The organism is Kitasatospora sp. NPDC088783, from assembly GCF_044750705.1.
GTDB lineage: Bacteria > Actinomycetota > Actinomycetes > Streptomycetales > Streptomycetaceae > Kitasatospora > Kitasatospora fiedleri.
The window spans coordinates 478,101-495,387 of record NZ_JBIVKJ010000004.1; the positions used below are offsets into that span (position 1 = coordinate 478,101).

Here is a 17,287-nt window from a genome sequence, read left to right on the forward strand (position 1 = left end):
AGCGGGCAGTGGACCAGATCATTCCAGATGGGTTCCGGCTCCCCCCTTGTCTGGTATTCGGTATACCAGATAGCTTGGCCGCTCACCGCCCCCGACGAGCCCAGGAGCCCACCCGTGACCACCCTCCCGCCAGGGCCGCAGCTGCTGCTGGACGCCACCCTCCCGGACGGCTCCCGGGCCGACCTGCGGATCGCGGACGGCCGGATCGCCGCGCTCACCCCCGCCCCGGCCGGGCGCGAGCGGGTCGAGCCGGGGACCGGCGAGGTCGCGCTGGACGGGGCGCTGCTGCTGCCCGCGCTGGTCGACGGGCACGCCCACCTGGACAAGACCTTCCTCGGCGCGCCCTGGCAGCCGCACCGCCCGACGTCCACCCTGCGCGAGCAGATCGCCGCCGAGCGGGCGCTGCGCCGCGAGGTGGCCGGGCGGACGCCGGTGGCCGACCGGGCGGAGGCGCTGGCCCGCCGGATGGCCGCGCTCGGCACCGGCTTCGTCCGCTCGCACGTGGACGTCGACCCGGACACCGGGCTGGACCACCTGCACGCGGTGCTGGAGGCGCGCGAGCGGGTCCGGGAGCTGATCGACGTGCAGCTGGTGGCGTTCCCGCAGAGCGGCGTGGTGGCCGAGCCCGGGGTGGCGCGGCTGCTGGACGCGGCGCTGCGGGAGGGCGCCGAACTGATCGGCGGGCTGGACCCGTTCGGCTTCGACCGGGACGCGGACGGCCAGCTGGACGTGGTGTTCGGCCTGGCCGAGCGGCACGGCGCGGGCGTCGACATCCACCTGCACGACGGCGGCGAGGCCGGCGCGGCGCAGCTGCGGGCGATCGCCGACCGGACGGCGGCGCTGGGCCTGGGCGGGAAGGTCGCGGTCAGCCACGCGTACTGCCTGGGGCAGCTGGCCGGGCCCGAGCTGGCCCGGACCGCCGGGGCGCTGGCGGCGGCCGGGGTGGCGGTGATGACCAACGGCCCGGCCCGGAGCATGCCGCCGGTGAAGCCGCTGCACGAACTGGGCGTGCTGGTGTTCGCCGGCTCCGACAACGTCCGCGACGCGTGGTGGCCGTACGGCACCGGCGACATGCTGGAGCGGACCACGGTCATCGGGCTCCAGGGCGAGCTGATGACCGATCAGGACCTCGCGCTGGCAGCGGAGTTCGCCACCGGACACGCCGCTCGGGCGCTGGGCGTCGCGGAGTACGGGATCGCCGTCGGGCGGCCCGCGAACCTGGTGGCCGTCGCCGCGGGCTCGGTGCCCGAGGCCGTCGCCGCGCACCCCGAACGGCTGCTGGTGCTGCACCGCGGCCGCACCGTCCTGGACCGCCTCGGCGGCCCCTCGCAGTAACGCGGTCACCCCCGTGCCGCAGTCACCCCCACGCACCTGCGCAGCACCCCGGAAGGAACCCCCACCATGACCCTCAGCTCCTCCGCCGCCCGGGCGTCCGCCCCGGCCGAGCCGCCCGGACCGCCCGGCTCCTCCGGCTCGCCCGACCCGTCCGGCCGGCTGGCCAAGGGCCTGATCGGCACCACCGACCTGGTGTTCTTCGTGGTCGCCGCCGCCGCGCCGCTGACCGTGCTGGCCGGGATCGCCCCGTTCGCGATCGGGGTGGGCGGGGCGTCCGCGCCGGCCGCGTACCTGATCTCGGGCGCGCTGCTGGTCCTGTTCGCCGCCGGGTTCACCGCGATGAGCCGGTACGTGCGCAACGCGGGCGCGTTCTACGCGTACGTGGCGCGCGGGCTGGGGCGCACCCTCGGCGTGGTCACCGCCTACGTGGCGGTGGTCAGCTACAACCTGATCACCCCGGGCGTGGCCGCCGCGTTCGGCTACTTCGCGGCCGGGCACATCGAGCAGCGGACCGGCGCGCACGTGCCGTGGTGGCTGCTGTCCGGGGCGTGCGTGCTGGTGGTCGGCGTGCTCGGCTGGCTGAAGGTCACGCTGTCGGCGAAGGTGCTGGGCGTGGCACTGGTGCTGGAGGTGCTGTCGCTGCTGCTGATGGAGGGCGGGGTGCTGGCCGACCGGGGGACGGCCGCGCTCGACCCGGTCTCCTTCGACCCGTCGCTGCTCACCCAGGCCGGGGTGGCGGGCATGTTCGTGCTGGTGATCGGCGCCTTCACCGGCTTCGAGGCGACCGCGATCTACGCCGAGGAGGTCCGCGACCCGGCCCGCACCGTGCCGCGCGCCACCTTCGTCGCGATCGGCTTCCTGGCGGTGTTCTACGCCCTGGGCACCTGGATCGTGATGGGCGCGTACGGCACCGACGAGGCGGTGGCCCAGGCCCGCGCCGACGGCGGCCCCGACCTGACCTTCCGGGCCGCCGAGCGCTTCGTCGGCCTCTGGCTGTCGGACACCATGCACGTGCTGATCATCGTCTCGGCGTTCGCCTCCGCGCTGGCCTTCCACAACGCCGCCGCCCGCTACCTGTACGCGCTGGGCCGCGAGGGCCTGCTGCCGCGCCCGCTCGGGCGGGTCTCGCCGCGGACCGGCTCGCCGCGGACCGGCTCGCCGGGGACGGCGGTGCTGGTGCAGTCGGTGTTCAACGCGCTGGTGATCGGGCTGGGCGCGGTGCTCGCGGTCGACCCGTACCTGGTGGTGCTGCTCTGGTCGAACAGCGTCGGCGTGCTCGGGATCATGGTGATGCAGGCGTTGGCGGCGGTCGCGGTGTTCGCGTTCTTCCGCACCGACCGGCGCGGGATGTCCGCGTTCCGGGTGGTCTGGGCGCCGCTGCTGGCGGCGGCCGGGCTGGCCGTGCTCAGCGTGCTCGCGCTGTTCAACTTCGACCTGCTGACCGGGCGCACCGGGCTGGTCAACTGGCTGCTGCTGGTGCCGCTGCCGGTGGTCGCGGCGGCCGGCTGGCTGGTCGCCCGGCGGATCCGGCGCACCGACCCGGAGCGGTTCGCCCGGCTGACCGAGGTCGACGTCGAACGCGACTGAGCGGGCCCGCGGACGGCGGTGGCGGCCCCGGCGCGGGGGCGGCCACCGCCGCCGCGGCGTGCTCCGGCGGCGGCTCCGGGCGCGGCCCCGGCTCCGGCGGCGGCTCCGGCTCCGGCGGCGGCTCCGGCTCCGGCGGCGGCTCCGGGCGGGGCGGTGGCTCCGGGCGTGGCGATGGCGGCTCCGGGCGGGCGGCCACCGCCGTCGCGGCGGGCGTCAGGCGACCAGCGCGCCGTGCTCGGCGACCACCCGGCCGGCCTTCACCACCAGCTCGCGCGGCGGCAGGTCGACCACCACCTGCGGGACGCACTCGCCGTCCACCAGCAGGAAGTCGGCGGGGGAGCCGGGCACCAGATCGGCCCTGGGCAGGCCCAGCAGCTCGGCGCCGCCGTGCGCGGCCAGCTCCAGGCAGTCGGTCAGCTCCCGGTCGGTGCGGGCGTCGGTGGTCCAGCCCAGCAGGTGCGCCCGGTGCAGCATGTCGGCGTTGCCGTACGGGCTCCAGGAGTCCCGGACGCCGTCCGAGCCGAGGCCGACCCGCACCCCGCGCGAGCGCAGCGCGCGGAACGGCAGCACCTGGTGCGCGGACGGGGCGACCGTGGTCAGCGCGATCCCGGCGTCCGCCAACAGGTCGGCGGTGCGGTCGAGTTCGGCGGCGGACAGCTCGGCCAGGCAGAACACGTGGCTGACCGTCACCCGGCCGCGCAGCCCGGCGGCGACCGTCCGGGCGGCGAGCGCGCGCAGCGGGTCCAGGCCGGTGGCCCCGAGGTCGTGCAGGTGCACGTCCAGCAGCACGCCGTACCGCTCGGCCAGGCCGAACAGCAGGTCGAACTGCTCGCGGCCGTCCGCGCCGCCGCCGTCGAACCCGGCCGGGTCGATGCCGCCGACCGCGTCCACCAGGCCCTCGCGGGCCGCGGCGGTCAGCAGCTCCGCCGTGCCCGGGGCGCGCACCACGCCGTGCTGCGGGAACGCCACCGACTGCACGTCCAGCTTCCCGGCCAGCCGCTCGGCGGCCTCGCGCAGACCGGTCGCCCCGGCCAGGCCGTACGCGGGGGCGACGTCCACGTGCGCGCGCACGGCGCGGGTGCCGCGGGTCACCGCGTGGGCGAGCAGGCGGTGCGCGCGCACGCCGACCGGGGACCGCTGGTGCGCGGCCAGCTCGACGTCACCGGCCACGTACTCCGGCAGGCCGTGCGCCGGGCGGCGGCTGTACCAGGGCTCGCCCCAGCTGGTCTTGTCCGGGTGCAGGTGGGCGTCCACCAGGGTCGGCAGCGCGATCCGGCCGCCGCCCTCCACCACCACCGGACGGGCGCCCGCGGGCGGCCCGGCCGCCAGGACGCCGTCCACGGCGACCAGGTCGGTGACCGGTCCACCGAACGGGCGGACCTGGCGGAACAGCGTGACGTGCATGGTGGCGCTCCCGGGGTGGTGCTGAGGGCTCTGTCCGGCACCAATCAAACCGCTTCCGGGCGGTCAGTCAACTCGCTTGCTGCACAGGCGAGTTGACGATTCACGCTGCCCGGACGGCGGCCCGCCGGACGGGGTCCGGGGCGACGGACCGGGGTGGCGCGGCCAGCGGGGACGGCGGGGACGGCGGACGGCGGGGCCGGTCAGCACCGGGCAGGGGGCGGGGCGCGGCGGTGGTGCGCGGTACGGGTGCCGCGCAGGTGCGGCAGGCCGTGGCGGTGGTGGCGGTGGCGGCGGTCGTCCGGGCCGCCGACCGCCGCGGCCAGCGTGGCACTCGCCGGGCCGGGCGTCACCACCGGACGGACCGCCACCCCCCGGCGGGTGCCCGGCCGCCTGCCGCAGCGCCGCGTCCAGCAGCCGCCGGGCCGCCGGGCCGCCGTGTCGTTCGGCGGTCGTCCGACCGGCAGCGGCACCAGCACCGCGCCCTGGGCCGCCGCCTCCGGTACCGCCCGGCGGACCGTCCGCGCCGACCACCCCCCGCGCGTGGTTCCCGCCACTGCGCCCTGACCGTCGCCCCCTCGTCCTCCCCCCGGTGAGCGCCCGGGCGGGACGACGAGCGGCGGCGGGTGCGGGTGCGGGGGAGCGCGGGCCCGGGGCGCGGGCGGCCGCGGTGGGGGCTCGGGCGGGGCCCGGCGTGCGGCCGGGGTGTGGAAGCGCTCCCGAGAAAGATCCGTGCGCTTCTTCTGCCCGGGTGGTGGATCGAAGTACAAAGGAGGCAGCGGAAGTTCGGGCTGTGGGGGCCGGAGCGTCCGCACCCGGGGCGGCCCGGGCGGTGCGTGGGGGTACTGCCTGGGCCGCCGGGTTCCGCCCCCGGTCTCCGCCGCTCTCCGCCGGTTCCGGCGCGGGCGTTCCACAATGGACGGCATGAGCGTGCACGAGGACGGACTGCCCGCGCTGGCCCGGCTGCTGGCCGGCGGCGGCGTGGTGGTGCTGAGCGGGGCCGGACTGTCCACCGAGTCCGGCATCCCGGACTACCGCGGGCCGGACGGCGTCCGCCGGAACCGGGCGCCGATGACGTACCAGGAGTTCGTCGCGGGGGAGCCGGCCCGGCGCCGCTACTGGGCGCGCAGCCACGCCGGCCGGGCGGTGATCGCCCGGGCCCGCCCGAACGCCGGGCACCTCGCGGTGGCCCGGCTGCGCGACACCGGCCGGGTCTCGGCCGTGATCACCCAGAACGTGGACGGCCTGCACCGCGCCGCGGGCACCGCCGACGCCGTCGAACTGCACGGCGGCCTCGACCGCGTCGTCTGCCTCGACTGCGGCGCCGTCACCGCCCGCACCGCCCTCGACGAGCGCCTCGCCGCGCTCAACCCGGCCTTCCGGGACGCCGGTTCGCGGATCAACCCGGACGGCGACGTCGAGCTGCCGGACGACCTGGTCGCCTCGTTCACCGTCGCGCCCTGCACCGCCTGCGGCGGCGTGCTCAAGCCGGACGTGGTGTTCTTCGGCGAGAGCGTCCCCAAGGACCGGGTCGAGCACTGCTACCGCCTGGTCGACGAGGGTCGCGCCCTGCTGGTCCTCGGCTCCTCGCTGGCGGTGCTCTCCGGCCTGCGCTTCGTCCGGCACGCCGCCAGGACCGGCAAGCCGGTGGCCATCGTGACCCGCGGCACCACCCGCGGCGACGACCTCGCCGACATCCGGATCGACCGCCCGCTCGGCGCGGCCCTCACCGAGCTGGCCTCGCCCTTCGCGGAGTAGCGGTAGCCGCCGGGGCGCGGGGCCCGGGCGGCGCCGGGAGCCGTCAAGGCGGCGTCAAGGCGGCCCGGGCGGCCGTATGGGGCGCGTCAGGAACGGCGGGGACGGCCGGTTCCGCTGCTTGGCTCGGGGTGTCGGCGAAAGCGCCGGCCACCGTTCCGAGCCACCCTGGTGGATGCCATGTCAGACCTGCTCTACGTCGGTGTCACGGCCGCCGTGTTCGCCGTCATCGCCCTGATCGCCCGGGGGGTGGAGAAGCTGTGAGCGCCGAGCACATAGCGGGTCTCCTCGTCGCCGCCGCGCTGGTCGGGTACCTCGTCCTCGCGCTGATCCACCCGGAGAAGTTCTGACATGGGCCCCACTCCTGCCGGGTGGCTGCAGGCCATCGCCCTGGTCGGCGCGCTGGCCCTGTGCTACCGCCCGCTCGGCGACCACATCGCCGGGCTGCTGACCTCCGCCCGCCACCTGAGAGCCGAGAAGGCGCTGTACCGGGTGGTCGGCGTCGACGCCGACGCCGACCAGCGCTGGCCGGTGTACCTGCGCTCGGTGCTGGCGTTCTCGGTGCTGTCGGTGCTGTTCCTGTACGGGCTGATCCGGCTCCAGACGCACCTGCTGCTGAGCCTGGGCGTGCCCGAGATGGACGCGCACCAGGCGTGGAACACCGCGGTCTCGTTCACCACCAACACCAACTGGCAGTCGTACAGCGGCGAGGCCGCGATGGGCCACCTGGTGCAGATGGCCGGGCTGGCGGTGCAGAACTTCGTCTCGGCGGCGGTCGGCATCGCGGTGGTGGCCGCGCTGATCCGCGGCTTCACCCGTCACCGCACCGACCGGGTCGGCAACTTCTGGGTCGACCTGACCCGGATCTCGCTGCGGCTGCTGCTGCCGCTCGCGGTCCTCTTCGCGCTGGTGCTGGTGGCCGGCGGCGTGGTGCAGAACTTCCACGGCTTCCACGAGGTGACCACCCTCACCGGCGGCTCGCAGCCGATCCCCGGCGGGCCGGTGGCCTCGCAGGAGGTCATCAAGCTGCTGGGCACCAACGGCGGCGGCTTCTACAACGCCAACTCGGCGCACCCGTTCGAGAACCCGACCGGCTTCACCAACCTGGTCGAGGTGTTCCTGCTGCTGGTGATCGCCTTCGCGCTGCCGCGCACCTTCGGCACCATGGTCGGCGACCACCGCCAGGGCTACGCGATCGTCTCCGTGATGGCGCTGTTCTGGGTGGCCTCGGCGGCCCTGGTCACCTTCTTCGAGCACCAGCACTCCGGCAGCGCGCTCCAGGCGGCCGGCGCGGCGATGGAGGGCAAGGAGCAGCGGTTCGGCATCGCGGCCTCCGGTCTGTTCGCGGCGTCCACCACGCTCACCTCGACCGGCGCGGTCAACTCCTTCCACGACTCGTTCACGCCGCTCGGCGGCGGGCTGACCGTCTTCGACATGATGCTCGGCGAGATCGCGCCCGGCGGCACCGGCTCCGGCCTGTACGGGATGCTGGTGCTGGCGATCGTGGCGGTGTTCGTGGCGGGCCTGATGGTCGGCCGCACCCCCGAGTACCTGGGCAAGAAGCTCGGCGGCCGGGAGATGAAGTTCGCCTCGCTGTACATCCTCACCACCCCGGCGATCGTGCTGATCGGCGCGGGCACCGCGATCGCGCTGCCCGGCGAGCGGGCCGGGATGCTGAACGACGGCGCGCACGGCTTCTCCGAGGTGCTGTACGCGTTCACCTCGGCCGCGAACAACAACGGTTCGGCGTTCGCCGGCATCACGGTGAACACCACCTGGTACGACACGGCGCTGGGCCTGGCGATGGTGTTCGGCCGGTTCCTGCCGGTGGTGTTCGTCCTCGCGCTGGCCGGCTCGCTGGCCAGGCAGCGGCCCGTCCCGGCGGGTGCGGGCACGCTGCCCACGCACAGGCCGCTGTTCGTCGGCCTGCTGTCGAGCGTGATCCTGATCGTCGTCGGCCTCACCTACTTCCCGGCCCTGGCCCTCGGGCCGATCGCAGAAGGTCTCCACTGATGTCCACCAGCACTGTTGAACCCGCCCCGCACCGGGCCGCGGCCGGCCTGCTCGATCCGAAACAGCTGCTCGCCGCGCTGCCCGACGCGGTGCGCAAGCTCGACCCCCGGGTGATGGTGAAGAACCCGGTGATGTTCGTGGTCGAGGTCGGCTCGGTGGTCACCACCGTCGCCGCGATCGCCGACCCGTCCGTCTTCGGCTGGGCGATCACCGGCTGGCTCTGGCTGACCACGGTCTTCGCCAACCTGGCGGAGGCGGTCGCCGAGGGCCGCGGCAAGGCGCAGGCCGACACGCTGCGCCGTGCCAAGTCCGGCACCGTGGCGCGCCGGCTCACCGGCTGGCCCGCCGCCCGGACGGAGGAGGAGGTCCCGGGCACCGCGCTGAAGTTGGGCGACCACGTGGTGGTCGAGGCCGGGCAGGTCGTCCCGGGCGACGGCGACGTGGTGGAGGGCGTCGCGTCGGTGGACGAGTCGGCGATCACCGGCGAGTCCGCGCCGGTGATCCGGGAGTCCGGCGGCGACCGCAGCGCGGTGACCGGCGGCACCCGGGTGCTGTCCGACCGGATCGTGGTGCGGATCTCCGCCGAGCCGGGCAAGACCTTCATCGACCGGATGATCGCCCTGGTGGAGGGCGCGTCCCGGCAGAGGACGCCGAACGAGATCGCGCTGAACATCCTGCTGGCCTCGCTGACCGTCGTCTTCCTGATCGCGGTGGTCACCCTCCAGCCGATGGCCGCCTACGCCGGGGCCCCGCAGCCGACCATCGTGCTGGTGGCGCTGATCGTGGCCCTGATCCCGACCACCATCGGCGCGCTGCTCTCGGCGATCGGCATCGCGGGCATGGACCGCCTGGTGCAGCGCAACGTGCTGGCGATGTCCGGCCGGGCCGTGGAGGCCGCGGGCGACGTCAACACGCTGCTGCTGGACAAGACCGGCACCATCACGCTCGGCAACCGGCAGGCCGCCGAGTTCCGCCCCGCGTCCGGCGTGACGGCCGAGGAGCTGGCGGACGCCGCGCAGCTCTCCTCGCTCGCCGACGAGACCCCGGAGGGCCGCTCGATCGTGGTGCTCGCCAAGACGGCGCACGGCCTGCGGGCCCGCGCCCAGGGCGAGTTGACGCACGCCACCTGGGTGCCGTTCACCGCGCGGACCCGGATGTCGGGCGTCGACCTGGCCGAGGCCGACGGCGTCCACCAGGTCCGCAAGGGCGCGGCGGGCGCGGTGTCCCACTGGGTGCGCGAGAACGGCGGCGGCGTCGGCACCGAGGTCTCCGCGCTGGTCGACGCGATCGCCTCGGCCGGCGGCACCCCGCTCGTCGTCGCCGCCAGGCTCGGGGCCGCCCCCGCCCGGGTGCTCGGCGTGATCCACCTCAAGGACGTGGTCAAGGAGGGCATGCGGGAGCGCTTCGAGGAGCTCCGCCGGATGGGCATCAGGACCGTGATGATCACCGGCGACAACCCGCTGACCGCCCGGGCCATCGCCGAGGAGGCGGGCGTGGACGACTTCCTCGCCGAGGCCACGCCCGAGGACAAGCTGGCCCTGATCCGCACGGAGCAGGAGGGCGGCAAGCTGGTGGCGATGACCGGCGACGGCACCAACGACGCCCCGGCGCTCGCCCAGGCCGACGTCGGCGTGGCGATGAACACCGGCACCATGGCGGCCAAGGAGGCCGGCAACATGGTGGACCTCGACTCCAACCCCACCAAGCTGATCGAGATCGTCGAGATCGGCAAGCAACTGCTGATCACCCGGGGCGCGTTGACGACCTTCTCGATCGCCAACGACGTGGCCAAGTACTTCGCGATCATCCCGGCGATGTTCGCCGGGGTCTACCCGGGCCTGAGCCACCTCAACGTCATGGGCCTGCACAGCCCGCAGTCCGCGATCACCTCGGCGGTCGTCTTCAACGCCCTGGTCATCGTCGGCCTGATCCCGCTCGCCCTGCGCGGCGTCAAGTACCGCCCCAGCGGTGCCAGTTCGCTGCTGTCCCGGAACATCGGGATCTACGGGATCGGCGGCCTGATCGTCCCCTTCGTCGGCATCAAGGCGATCGACCTGATCGTCCGGTTCATCCCCGGCCTGAGCTGAGAGAGGCCAGACCCATGCCCACCATCGTGCGCACCCACCTCACCGCACTGCGGATGCTGCTGGTGATGACCGTGATCCTCGGCCTCGCCTACCCCCTGTTGGTCACCGGCATCGGCCGACTCGCCTTCGCCGCCAAGGCCGACGGCTCGATCGTCGAGTCCGACGGCAGGCCGGTCGGCTCCAGCCTGCTCGGCCAGTCCTTCGACCTGCCGAAGGCGGGCGAGGACGACCCGGCCCGGCCGGACCCGAAGTGGTTCCAGCCCCGCCCGTCCGCCGGCGGCTACGACCCGGCCGCCTCCGGCGCGTCCAACCTCGGCCCGAACAGCGCCGACCTGCTGAAGGCCGTCGAGGAGCGCCGGGCCGCCGTCGCCGCCTTCGACGGCGTCGACCCGGCCGACGTCCCGCCGGACGCGCTGACCGCCTCCGGCTCCGGACTCGACCCGCACATCTCGGTCGCCTACGCCCGGGAGCAGGTCGACCGGGTCGCCGCCGCCCGCGGCATCCCCGCCGACACCCTGCGGAAGCTGATCGGCGAGTGCACCGACGGCCGCTCGCTCGGCTTCCTCGGCCAGCCCGGCGTCAACGTCCTCCGGCTCAACCTGGAGGTCTCCGCCGTCAAGTGACGATCCGTCAGCCTCCTGTACCGGTCGGCCCGGACGCTCCCCCGTCCGGGCCGACCCGCCGCGTCCCCGCTGACCGCCACCGACCCCCGCCACCGACCCCCGCCGCCGAGAGGAGCCGCCATGACCGCTGACCCCGGGCCGCACCCCGAGGACCGCCGGCGCGGCCGGCTGCGGGTCTACCTCGGCGCCGCCCCCGGCGTCGGCAAGACCTACCGGATGCTGGACGAGGCGCACCGCCGCCGGGAGCGCGGCACCGACGTGGTGGTCGGCTGGCTGGACACCCACGACCGCCCGCGCACCGCCCGCCTGCTCGACGGCCTGGAGCGGCTCCCGCCCGCCGTGCGGCGCCACCGCGGCGCCGGGTTCGCCGAACTCGACCTGGACGCGCTGCTGGCCCGCCGTCCCGAACTCGCCCTGGTCGACGAACTCGCCCACACCAACGTCCCCGGCGGGCGGCACGCCAAGCGCTGGCAGGACGTCGAGGAACTGCTCGCGGCGGGCATCGACGTGGTCACCACCGTCAACATCCAGCACCTGGAGTCGCTCAACGACGTCGTCCAGCAGATCACCGGCGTCCCGCAGCGCGAGACCGTCCCCGACGCGGTGGTGCGCCGCGCCGACCAGATCGAACTGGTCGACATGGCCCCGCAGGCCCTGCGCCGCCGCCTCGCCCACGGCAACGTGTACCGGGCCGAGCAGGTCGACGCGGCGCTCGCCCACTACTTCCGGGTCGGCAACCTGACCGCGCTGCGCGAACTCGCCCTGCTCTGGCTGGCCGACCGGGTCGACGAGGGACTGCGCGACTACCGCGCCGCCCACCGCATCGACCGGGTCTGGGAGACCCGCGAACGGGTCGTGGCCGCGCTCACCGGCGGCCCCGAGGGCGTCACCCTGATCCGCCGCGCCGCCCGGATCGCGGACCGGGCCGCGGGCGGCGACCTGCTCGCCGTGCACGTCACCCGCAGCGACGGCCTGGCCGGCGCCTCCCCGGCCCGGCTCGCCGAGCAGCGGCAGCTGGTGGAGTCCCTCGGCGGCAGCTACCACGTGGTGGTCGGCGACGACATCCCCGCGGCGCTGCTGGCCTTCGCCCGGGCCCGCAACGCCACCCAGCTCGTCCTCGGCACCAGCCGGCGCGGCCGGACCGCCCGCTTCCTCACCGGCCCCGGCATCGGCGAGACCACCGTCGCCCGCTCCGCCGACATCGACGTCCACCTGGTCCCCCACGCCTTCACCGGCCGCGGCCGGCTGCCCGCGCTGGGCCGCCGCCACTCCCGCCGCCGCACCCTCACCGGGTACGCCGCCGGGCTCGCCGTGCCCACGCTGCTGACCGCCGGGCTCGCCCGGGCGCACACCGCGCTGAACCTCACCACCGACGCGCTGGCCCTCCAACTCGGCGTGGTGGCCGTCGCGCTGCTCGGCGGCGCGCTCTCCGCGCTGCTGGCCTCGCTGACCGCCGCGCTGCTGCTGAACTACTACTTCATCCCGCCGGTGCACACCTTCACCATCGGCGAGGCCAACAACCTCATCGCGCTCGCGGTGTTCGCCGCCGTCGCGCTCTGCGTCTCCACCGTGGTCGACCACGCCGGACGGCAGACCGCCCGGGCGGCCCGCGCCACCGCCGAGGCCGAGACGCTCTCCACCCTGGCCGGCTCCGTGCTGCGCGGCACCGACGCCGTCCCCGACCTGCTGGAACGCACCCGCACCTCGTTCGGCCTGGACTCCGCCGCCCTGCTCGACCGTGCCACCGGCGAGGTCCTCGCCCGCGCCGACGGCACCGCGGCCGACGGCACCGCGGCTCCCGGCACCGCCGCGGCTCCCGGCACCGCAGCTCCCGACACCGCCGCGGAGGCCACCGAGTTCGGCGTCGGCGCGGACGCCGTGCTGGTCCTCACCGGGCGCCGGCTGCCCGACACCGACCAGCGCGTCCTCGCCGCGTTCGGCGCCCACCTCGCCGCCGCCCTCGAACGCGACCGGCTGGCCACCGCCGCCGCCGAGCTCGAACCGATCCGCGCCGCCGACCGGATGCGCACCGCCCTGCTCACCGCCGTCGGCCACGACCTGCGCACCCCGCTGGCCGCCGCCCTCGCCTCGGTCGGCTCGCTGCGCAGCCCCGACGTCGACTTCTCCGCGGCGGACCGGGCCGAACTGCTCGACCTCGCCGACGAGTCCCTGCACCGGCTCGCCCGCCTGGTCGACGACCTGCTCGACCTCAGCCGCCTCCGGGCCGGCGCCCTCACCGCGCACCTGCGCCCCGCCCGCCTGGACGAGGTCCTGCCCGCCGCCCTCGACGCGCTCGCCGAACCCGGCGCCGCCACCCCGGCCGCCACCGCCCCGGTCACCGCCGCCACCGACGGCGTCCCGCCGGTCCTCGCCGACCCGGCGCTGCTCGCCCGCGTCCTCGGCAACGTGATCGCCAACGCCCTGCGCCACACCCCGCCGGGCGTCCCCGTCCTGGTCGCCGCCTCCAGCCACGCCGACCAGGTCGAGATCCGGGTGGTCGACCGCGGCCCCGGCATCCCCCCGGCCGACCGCGACCGGGTCTTCCTGCCCTTCCAGCGCCTGGGCGACACCGACAACACCACCGGCACCGGCCTCGGCCTGGCCCTCTCCCGGGGCCTCACCGAGGCGATGGGCGGCACCCTCGACCTGGAGGACACCCCGGGCGGCGGCACCACCGTGCTGCTCACCCTCCCCGCGGCCCGCTGACCCGGTGGCGGGAGCGGGCGCGGGGAGGGTGGGCAGGGCGCGGGGGAGCGGCGAGCCTAACCGCGGGGCCGGAACGCCCCCGGGATCCACCCGTCGAGGCCCGCGACCACGCTGCCCGCGACGGTGCCCAGCAGGGCGCCCGCGATCACGTCGCCCGGGTAGTGGACGCCCGTGTGCACCCGGGAGTAGCCGACCGTCGCGGCGAGCAGGCCGAGCGGCGCCGCCGCCCAGGGCAGTTGGGAGGAGACCCCGGTGGCGAAGGCGAACGCGGAGGCGGTGTGCCCGGACGGGAAGGACGCCGACTCCGGCATCGGCACGTGCCGGGCCTCCGGGACCTTCCCGCGCACCCGGTCGGGCCGCGGCCGCCGGGCCAGCGACTTGCCGAGCAGGTTCGCCGCCGCCGAGGCCGCCGCCACCGAGCCGAGGCCGACCAGCGCGGCCCGGCGCGGGCGCCCCGGCACCAGGGCCATCCCGCAGGCCACCGCGATCGAGATCTTGGAGTGGTTCGCCGCCGTGGACAGCTGCCGCAGCCGCTCGTCCAGGGTCGGTGTCGGGGTCGCCGCCACCGCGACGTACACCGCCTCGTCCACCGCCGAGAAGTCCGCCACCACGCGCTCTCCCGCCAGCACCCACCGCGTCAACGCCTTCACTGCACACCACCGTTCGCATCCGTCCGGCCCGACGCGAGGTGCGCCAGCCGGCTCCATTTCAAGGCCGGTACCGGGACTGCCGTGCCCGGCCGGTCGCGCGGCACCCGGACCCGCAGCGCACCGGGGCGGATCACGCAGCGCACCGGCACCTCCAGTTCCAGGGCCTCGCCGTCCACCGCGACGGGGATGGTCGGCACGTCCGCGGTCACCCGCACCTCGCGGCCGACCAGCACCGTCACCCCCTCCGCATTCGTACCGCGCAGCGCCAGGTCGGCGGCCTGGGCCGCGCCGTCCACCTTGACGCCGAGCACGCCCAGCGCGCCCCGGTCCATCCGGGAGCGCCGCCCGGGCTCGATCAGGTTGCCCGCGTCGTACGGGTTGTTGCTGACCAGGACGGCCTGCGGGCGCTCCAGCCGCTGTCCGCCGGCCTCGGCGGCGAGCTTCGCGCCCGTGTAGCCGACCAGCAGGTCCGGCAGCATCGCCAGGACGGTGGCGGCCTTCGCGTCCCGGTACTCGGGGTTCTGCACGATCTCCGCGTAGGTGCCGAACGAGACGTTGTTGACGAAGGCCAGGCCCGCGACCTCGCCGAGGTCGACCCGCAGCTCCACGCCGTCGGTCAGCGCGTCCAGGCAGCGCGCCGGGTCGTCGCGGTCCAGGCCGAGGTCCAGCGCGAAGTGGTTGCGGGTGCCCGCGGAGATCACCAGGAACGGCAGCCCGTGCCGGGCCGCGACCTGCGCGACCAGCGCCTGGGTGCCGTCACCGCCCGCCACGCCCAGCAGGTCGGCGCCGTCCGCGACGGCCCGTTCGGCCAGCTCGGTGACGTCCTGGTGGGCCTCCGGGTCCAGCAGGACGACCTCCGCGCCCAGCTCCCGGGCCCGCTCCGCGAGGTGGAACTCCGCCACCTTCCCGCCGCCGGACTTCGGGTTCATGATCAGCACGGGCCTGCGCGGCGCCTCGACCTCCCGCTCCGGCATCTCCCTCGTGTGCCGGGCCGAGCGCAGCGCCGCCCGGGACAGCAGCAGGCCCACCGCCCACAGCGCCACCGCGCCCAGCACCCACGGCCAGCTGCCGCCGCCCACGGTCACCACCACCAGCAGCACCGCGCCCACCGGGGCCGCCACCGCCAGCAGCACCCCCAGCCAGCGCAGCGGCCCGCGCCGCGACAGCGCCCACCACACCCCGACCGCCATCAGCGCCAGCGCGACCACCCCGACCGCCACCACCAGCGCCCCGCGCAGCCCGGCCCCGGCGGCCAGCAGCAGCACCGCCGCCAGCCCGCACCCGATCCCCGCCCGCGCCAGCCACACCGCCTTCGCCTGCCCCGCCACCTTCGCCGCCTCTCCCATGCCACCGACGGTAACGTCACGTCAGCTACCCCGCCCGGCGCGCCGCATCCCTGGGCAGCACCCGCCGGACGCCGCACGGGTGGGCCTGAACGCGCGGCCGGACCCGAACGCACGGGTGGCGCGCGGCAGTCCGCCGCGCGCCACCCGTTCCCCCGTTCCCCGTGGTGGTGCTACTCCTCGACGGGCGTGCCGTCGGCCGCGATCCGGGCGAAGCCCAGGTAGGTGCGCAGCGCCTTCGGCAGCAGCACCGAGCCGTCGGCCTGCTGGTGCTGCTCCAGCACCGCCGCGATGGTCCGGCCCAGCGGCAGGCCCGAACCGTTGACGGTGGCGGCCGGCGTCGGCTTCCCCTTCTCGTCCCGGGTGCGGATGCCGGCCCGGCGGCCCTGGAAGGTGCCGAAGTCCGACACCGAGGAGATCTCCCGGTAGGTGTCCTGGCTGGGCAGCCACACCTCCAGGTCGTACGTCAGGCGCGCGGAGAAACCGGTGTCACCGGCCGCCAGCGTGACGACGCGGTAGGAGAGTTCGAGCTCCTGGAGGCAGGACTCGGCGTGCGAGACCATCAGCAGCATCTGCTCCCGGGCCTGTTCGGCGGCGCAGATCCGCACCATCTCCACCTTCGAGAACTGGTGCAGCCGGATCAGCCCGCGGGTGTCGCGCCCGTACGAGCCGGCCTCCGAGCGGAAGCACGGCGTGTGCGCGGTGAGCGCCAGCGGCAGCTCGGCCGGCGGGACGATCTCGTCCGCGTACAGGTTGGTCAGCGGGACCTCGGCGGTCGGGATCAGGAACAGGTCCCGGTCCGCGACGCCGGTCCGGAACAGGTCCTCCTCGAACTTCGGCAGCTGCCCGGTGCCGGTCATGGTGCGCCGGTTGACCAGGTACGGCACCGAGTGCTCGACGTACCCGTGCCGGCGGGTGTGCACGTCCAGCAGCAGGGCGACGATCGCCCGCTCCAGGGCGGCACCGGCCCCGCGCAGCACGCTGAAGCGCGAGCCGGACAGCTTGGTGGCCCGGCCGAAGTCCATGATGCCCATGGCCTCGCCGAGGTCGACGTGGTCCTTGGGCGCGAAGTCGAAGCGCTGCGGCTCGCCGACCCGGCGCAGCTCGCGGGCGTCCTCGTCGGAGAAGCCGTCGGGGGCCTCGTCGTCGGGCAGGTTGGGGACGGTCAGCAGCAGGTCGGTCAGCTCCTGCTGGACCTGCTCCAGCTCCGCCTCGTTCTGCTGCACCTGCTCCTTCAGCGCGCGGGCGGTCTCCTTCAGCCCGGTGACGTCCCCGCCCTGCTTCGCGGTGCGCTGCACCTCCTGGGCGACCTGCTTCGAGCGGGCCCGCAGCTCGTCACCGGCCTGGATGCCGCTGTTGCGGCGGGACTGCAGCGCCTCCAGCGCGGACAGGTCGAGCCGGTAGCCGCGACGTGCCAGGAGCCGGACGGCTTCGTCCCCCAGGTCGATCAGGACGCGGGCATCATGCATCGGAGTCGGTTCTCCTCTGGTTACGGGGGTTGCGGCGGGTGGAGCGGGTGGAGCGGGTGGATTCGCCCCGACCGTAGCAGGGGCGGGGAAACCGTCGCAGCGCCTTTCCGACCCGCCCCGGGCGGCGCCCGCCCCGCCGCGCGGGGGCGGTCCCGAGGGCTTCCCGGAGCCGGTGGTCGCCCCGCCGACTCGCGTCCCGCGCGGTCCCGGACCCGCCTCGGTCCCGGCTCGCTTCCGTCCCTGGCGGTGCCCATCCCGCTGCGCGGGGGCGGTCCGGAGGGCTTCCCGGAGCCGGTGGTCGCCCCGCCGACTCGCGTC

13 protein-coding genes are annotated in these 17,287 nt (G+C 75.5%); 8 read left to right on the forward strand and 5 right to left on the reverse strand.

Going from position 1 to position 17,287, the window contains the following annotated elements; all coding sequences use genetic code 11:
• The first annotated feature begins 114 nt into the window (after positions 1-114).
• Positions 115-1,335 (forward strand): amidohydrolase family protein, encoded by a 1,221-nt coding sequence (locus tag ACIP60_RS14715; protein ID WP_400683687.1) that lies wholly within the window; start codon positions 115-117, stop codon positions 1,333-1,335.
• Positions 1,336-1,401: 66 nt separating this feature from the next.
• Positions 1,402-2,922, forward strand: coding sequence for an APC family permease (locus ACIP60_RS14720; protein ID WP_400683690.1), 1,521 nt, complete (start codon positions 1,402-1,404; stop codon positions 2,920-2,922).
• 213 nt (positions 2,923-3,135) lie between these two features.
• Here the strand turns inward: ACIP60_RS14720 and ACIP60_RS14725 are convergent, their stop codons facing one another.
• Together ACIP60_RS14725 and ACIP60_RS14730 are read right to left on the reverse strand one after the other, a co-directional pair.
• Positions 3,136-4,374, reverse strand: a complete 1,239-nt coding sequence (locus tag ACIP60_RS14725) for an amidohydrolase (RefSeq protein ID WP_400683693.1) — start codon at positions 4,372-4,374, stop codon at positions 3,136-3,138.
• 152 nt (positions 4,375-4,526) lie between these two features.
• Positions 4,527-4,880, reverse strand: coding sequence for a hypothetical protein (locus tag ACIP60_RS14730; protein ID WP_400683696.1), 354 nt, complete (start codon positions 4,878-4,880; stop codon positions 4,527-4,529).
• A 358-nt stretch (positions 4,881-5,238) separates the two neighbouring features.
• Here ACIP60_RS14730 and ACIP60_RS14735 point away from each other — a divergent pair, with 358 nt between their 5' ends.
• The 6 genes from ACIP60_RS14735 (at position 5,239) to ACIP60_RS14760 (ending at position 13,507) form a co-directional block, all read left to right on the forward strand.
• Positions 5,239-6,081, forward strand: a complete 843-nt coding sequence (locus ACIP60_RS14735; protein ID WP_400683698.1) for an NAD-dependent protein deacetylase — start codon at positions 5,239-5,241, stop codon at positions 6,079-6,081.
• A gap of 257 nt (positions 6,082-6,338) precedes the next feature.
• Complete coding sequence (gene kdpF / locus ACIP60_RS14740) at positions 6,339-6,428, forward strand: K(+)-transporting ATPase subunit F (RefSeq protein WP_014136735.1); 90 nt, start codon at positions 6,339-6,341, stop codon at positions 6,426-6,428.
• Between the two features lies 1 nt (position 6,429).
• On the forward strand, positions 6,430-8,091 hold the full coding sequence (kdpA, locus tag ACIP60_RS14745; protein WP_400683701.1) for a potassium-transporting ATPase subunit KdpA: 1,662 nt from the start codon (positions 6,430-6,432) through the stop codon (positions 8,089-8,091).
• Positions 8,091-10,178, forward strand: coding sequence for a potassium-transporting ATPase subunit KdpB (gene kdpB, locus ACIP60_RS14750; RefSeq protein ID WP_400683704.1), 2,088 nt, complete (start codon positions 8,091-8,093; stop codon positions 10,176-10,178). The genes kdpA and kdpB overlap by 1 nt, the downstream gene beginning before the upstream one ends.
• A gap of 14 nt (positions 10,179-10,192) precedes the next feature.
• On the forward strand, positions 10,193-10,801 hold the full coding sequence (gene kdpC / locus ACIP60_RS14755) for a potassium-transporting ATPase subunit KdpC (RefSeq protein WP_400683706.1): 609 nt from the start codon (positions 10,193-10,195) through the stop codon (positions 10,799-10,801).
• Between the two features lie 120 nt (positions 10,802-10,921).
• On the forward strand, positions 10,922-13,507 hold the full coding sequence (locus ACIP60_RS14760) for an ATP-binding protein (protein ID WP_400683709.1): 2,586 nt from the start codon (positions 10,922-10,924) through the stop codon (positions 13,505-13,507).
• A 56-nt stretch (positions 13,508-13,563) separates the two neighbouring features.
• On the opposite strand, the gene ACIP60_RS14765 is transcribed toward ACIP60_RS14760, so the two are convergent.
• From ACIP60_RS14765 to serS, 3 genes are all read right to left on the reverse strand, one after another.
• A complete protein-coding gene (locus ACIP60_RS14765) occupies positions 13,564-14,157 on the reverse strand; it encodes a phosphatase PAP2 family protein (RefSeq protein ID WP_400683711.1) in 594 nt (197 codons plus the stop codon).
• Positions 14,154-15,503: a diacylglycerol/lipid kinase family protein gene (locus ACIP60_RS14770; protein ID WP_400683713.1), complete on the reverse strand. Its 1,350-nt coding sequence runs from the start codon at positions 15,501-15,503 to the stop codon at positions 14,154-14,156. The genes ACIP60_RS14765 and ACIP60_RS14770 overlap by 4 nt, the downstream gene beginning before the upstream one ends.
• Before the next feature lie 170 nt (positions 15,504-15,673).
• Positions 15,674-16,969, reverse strand: coding sequence for a serine--tRNA ligase (gene serS, locus ACIP60_RS14775; RefSeq protein WP_400683716.1), 1,296 nt, complete (start codon positions 16,967-16,969; stop codon positions 15,674-15,676).
• Positions 16,970-17,287: the final 318 nt, after the last annotated feature.

Bases quoted from the DNA above. Each gene is read 5' to 3' on its own strand.
- kdpA (WP_400683701.1), top strand. From the start codon at position 6,430: ATGGGCCCCACTCCTGCCGGGTGGCTGCAGGCCATCGCCCTGGTCGGC.
- ACIP60_RS14735 (WP_400683698.1), top strand. From the start codon at position 5,239: ATGGACGGCATGAGCGTGCACGAGGACGGACTGCCCGCGCTGGCCCGG.
- kdpB (WP_400683704.1), top strand. From the start codon at position 8,091: ATGTCCACCAGCACTGTTGAACCCGCCCCGCACCGGGCCGCGGCCGGC.
- serS (WP_400683716.1), bottom strand. From the start codon at position 16,969: ATGCATGATGCCCGCGTCCTGATCGACCTGGGGGACGAAGCCGTCCGG.
- ACIP60_RS14760 (WP_400683709.1), top strand. From the start codon at position 10,922: ATGACCGCTGACCCCGGGCCGCACCCCGAGGACCGCCGGCGCGGCCGG.
- ACIP60_RS14720 (WP_400683690.1), top strand. From the start codon at position 1,402: ATGACCCTCAGCTCCTCCGCCGCCCGGGCGTCCGCCCCGGCCGAGCCG.
- ACIP60_RS14770 (WP_400683713.1), bottom strand. From the start codon at position 15,503: ATGGGAGAGGCGGCGAAGGTGGCGGGGCAGGCGAAGGCGGTGTGGCTG.
- kdpC (WP_400683706.1), top strand. From the start codon at position 10,193: ATGCCCACCATCGTGCGCACCCACCTCACCGCACTGCGGATGCTGCTG.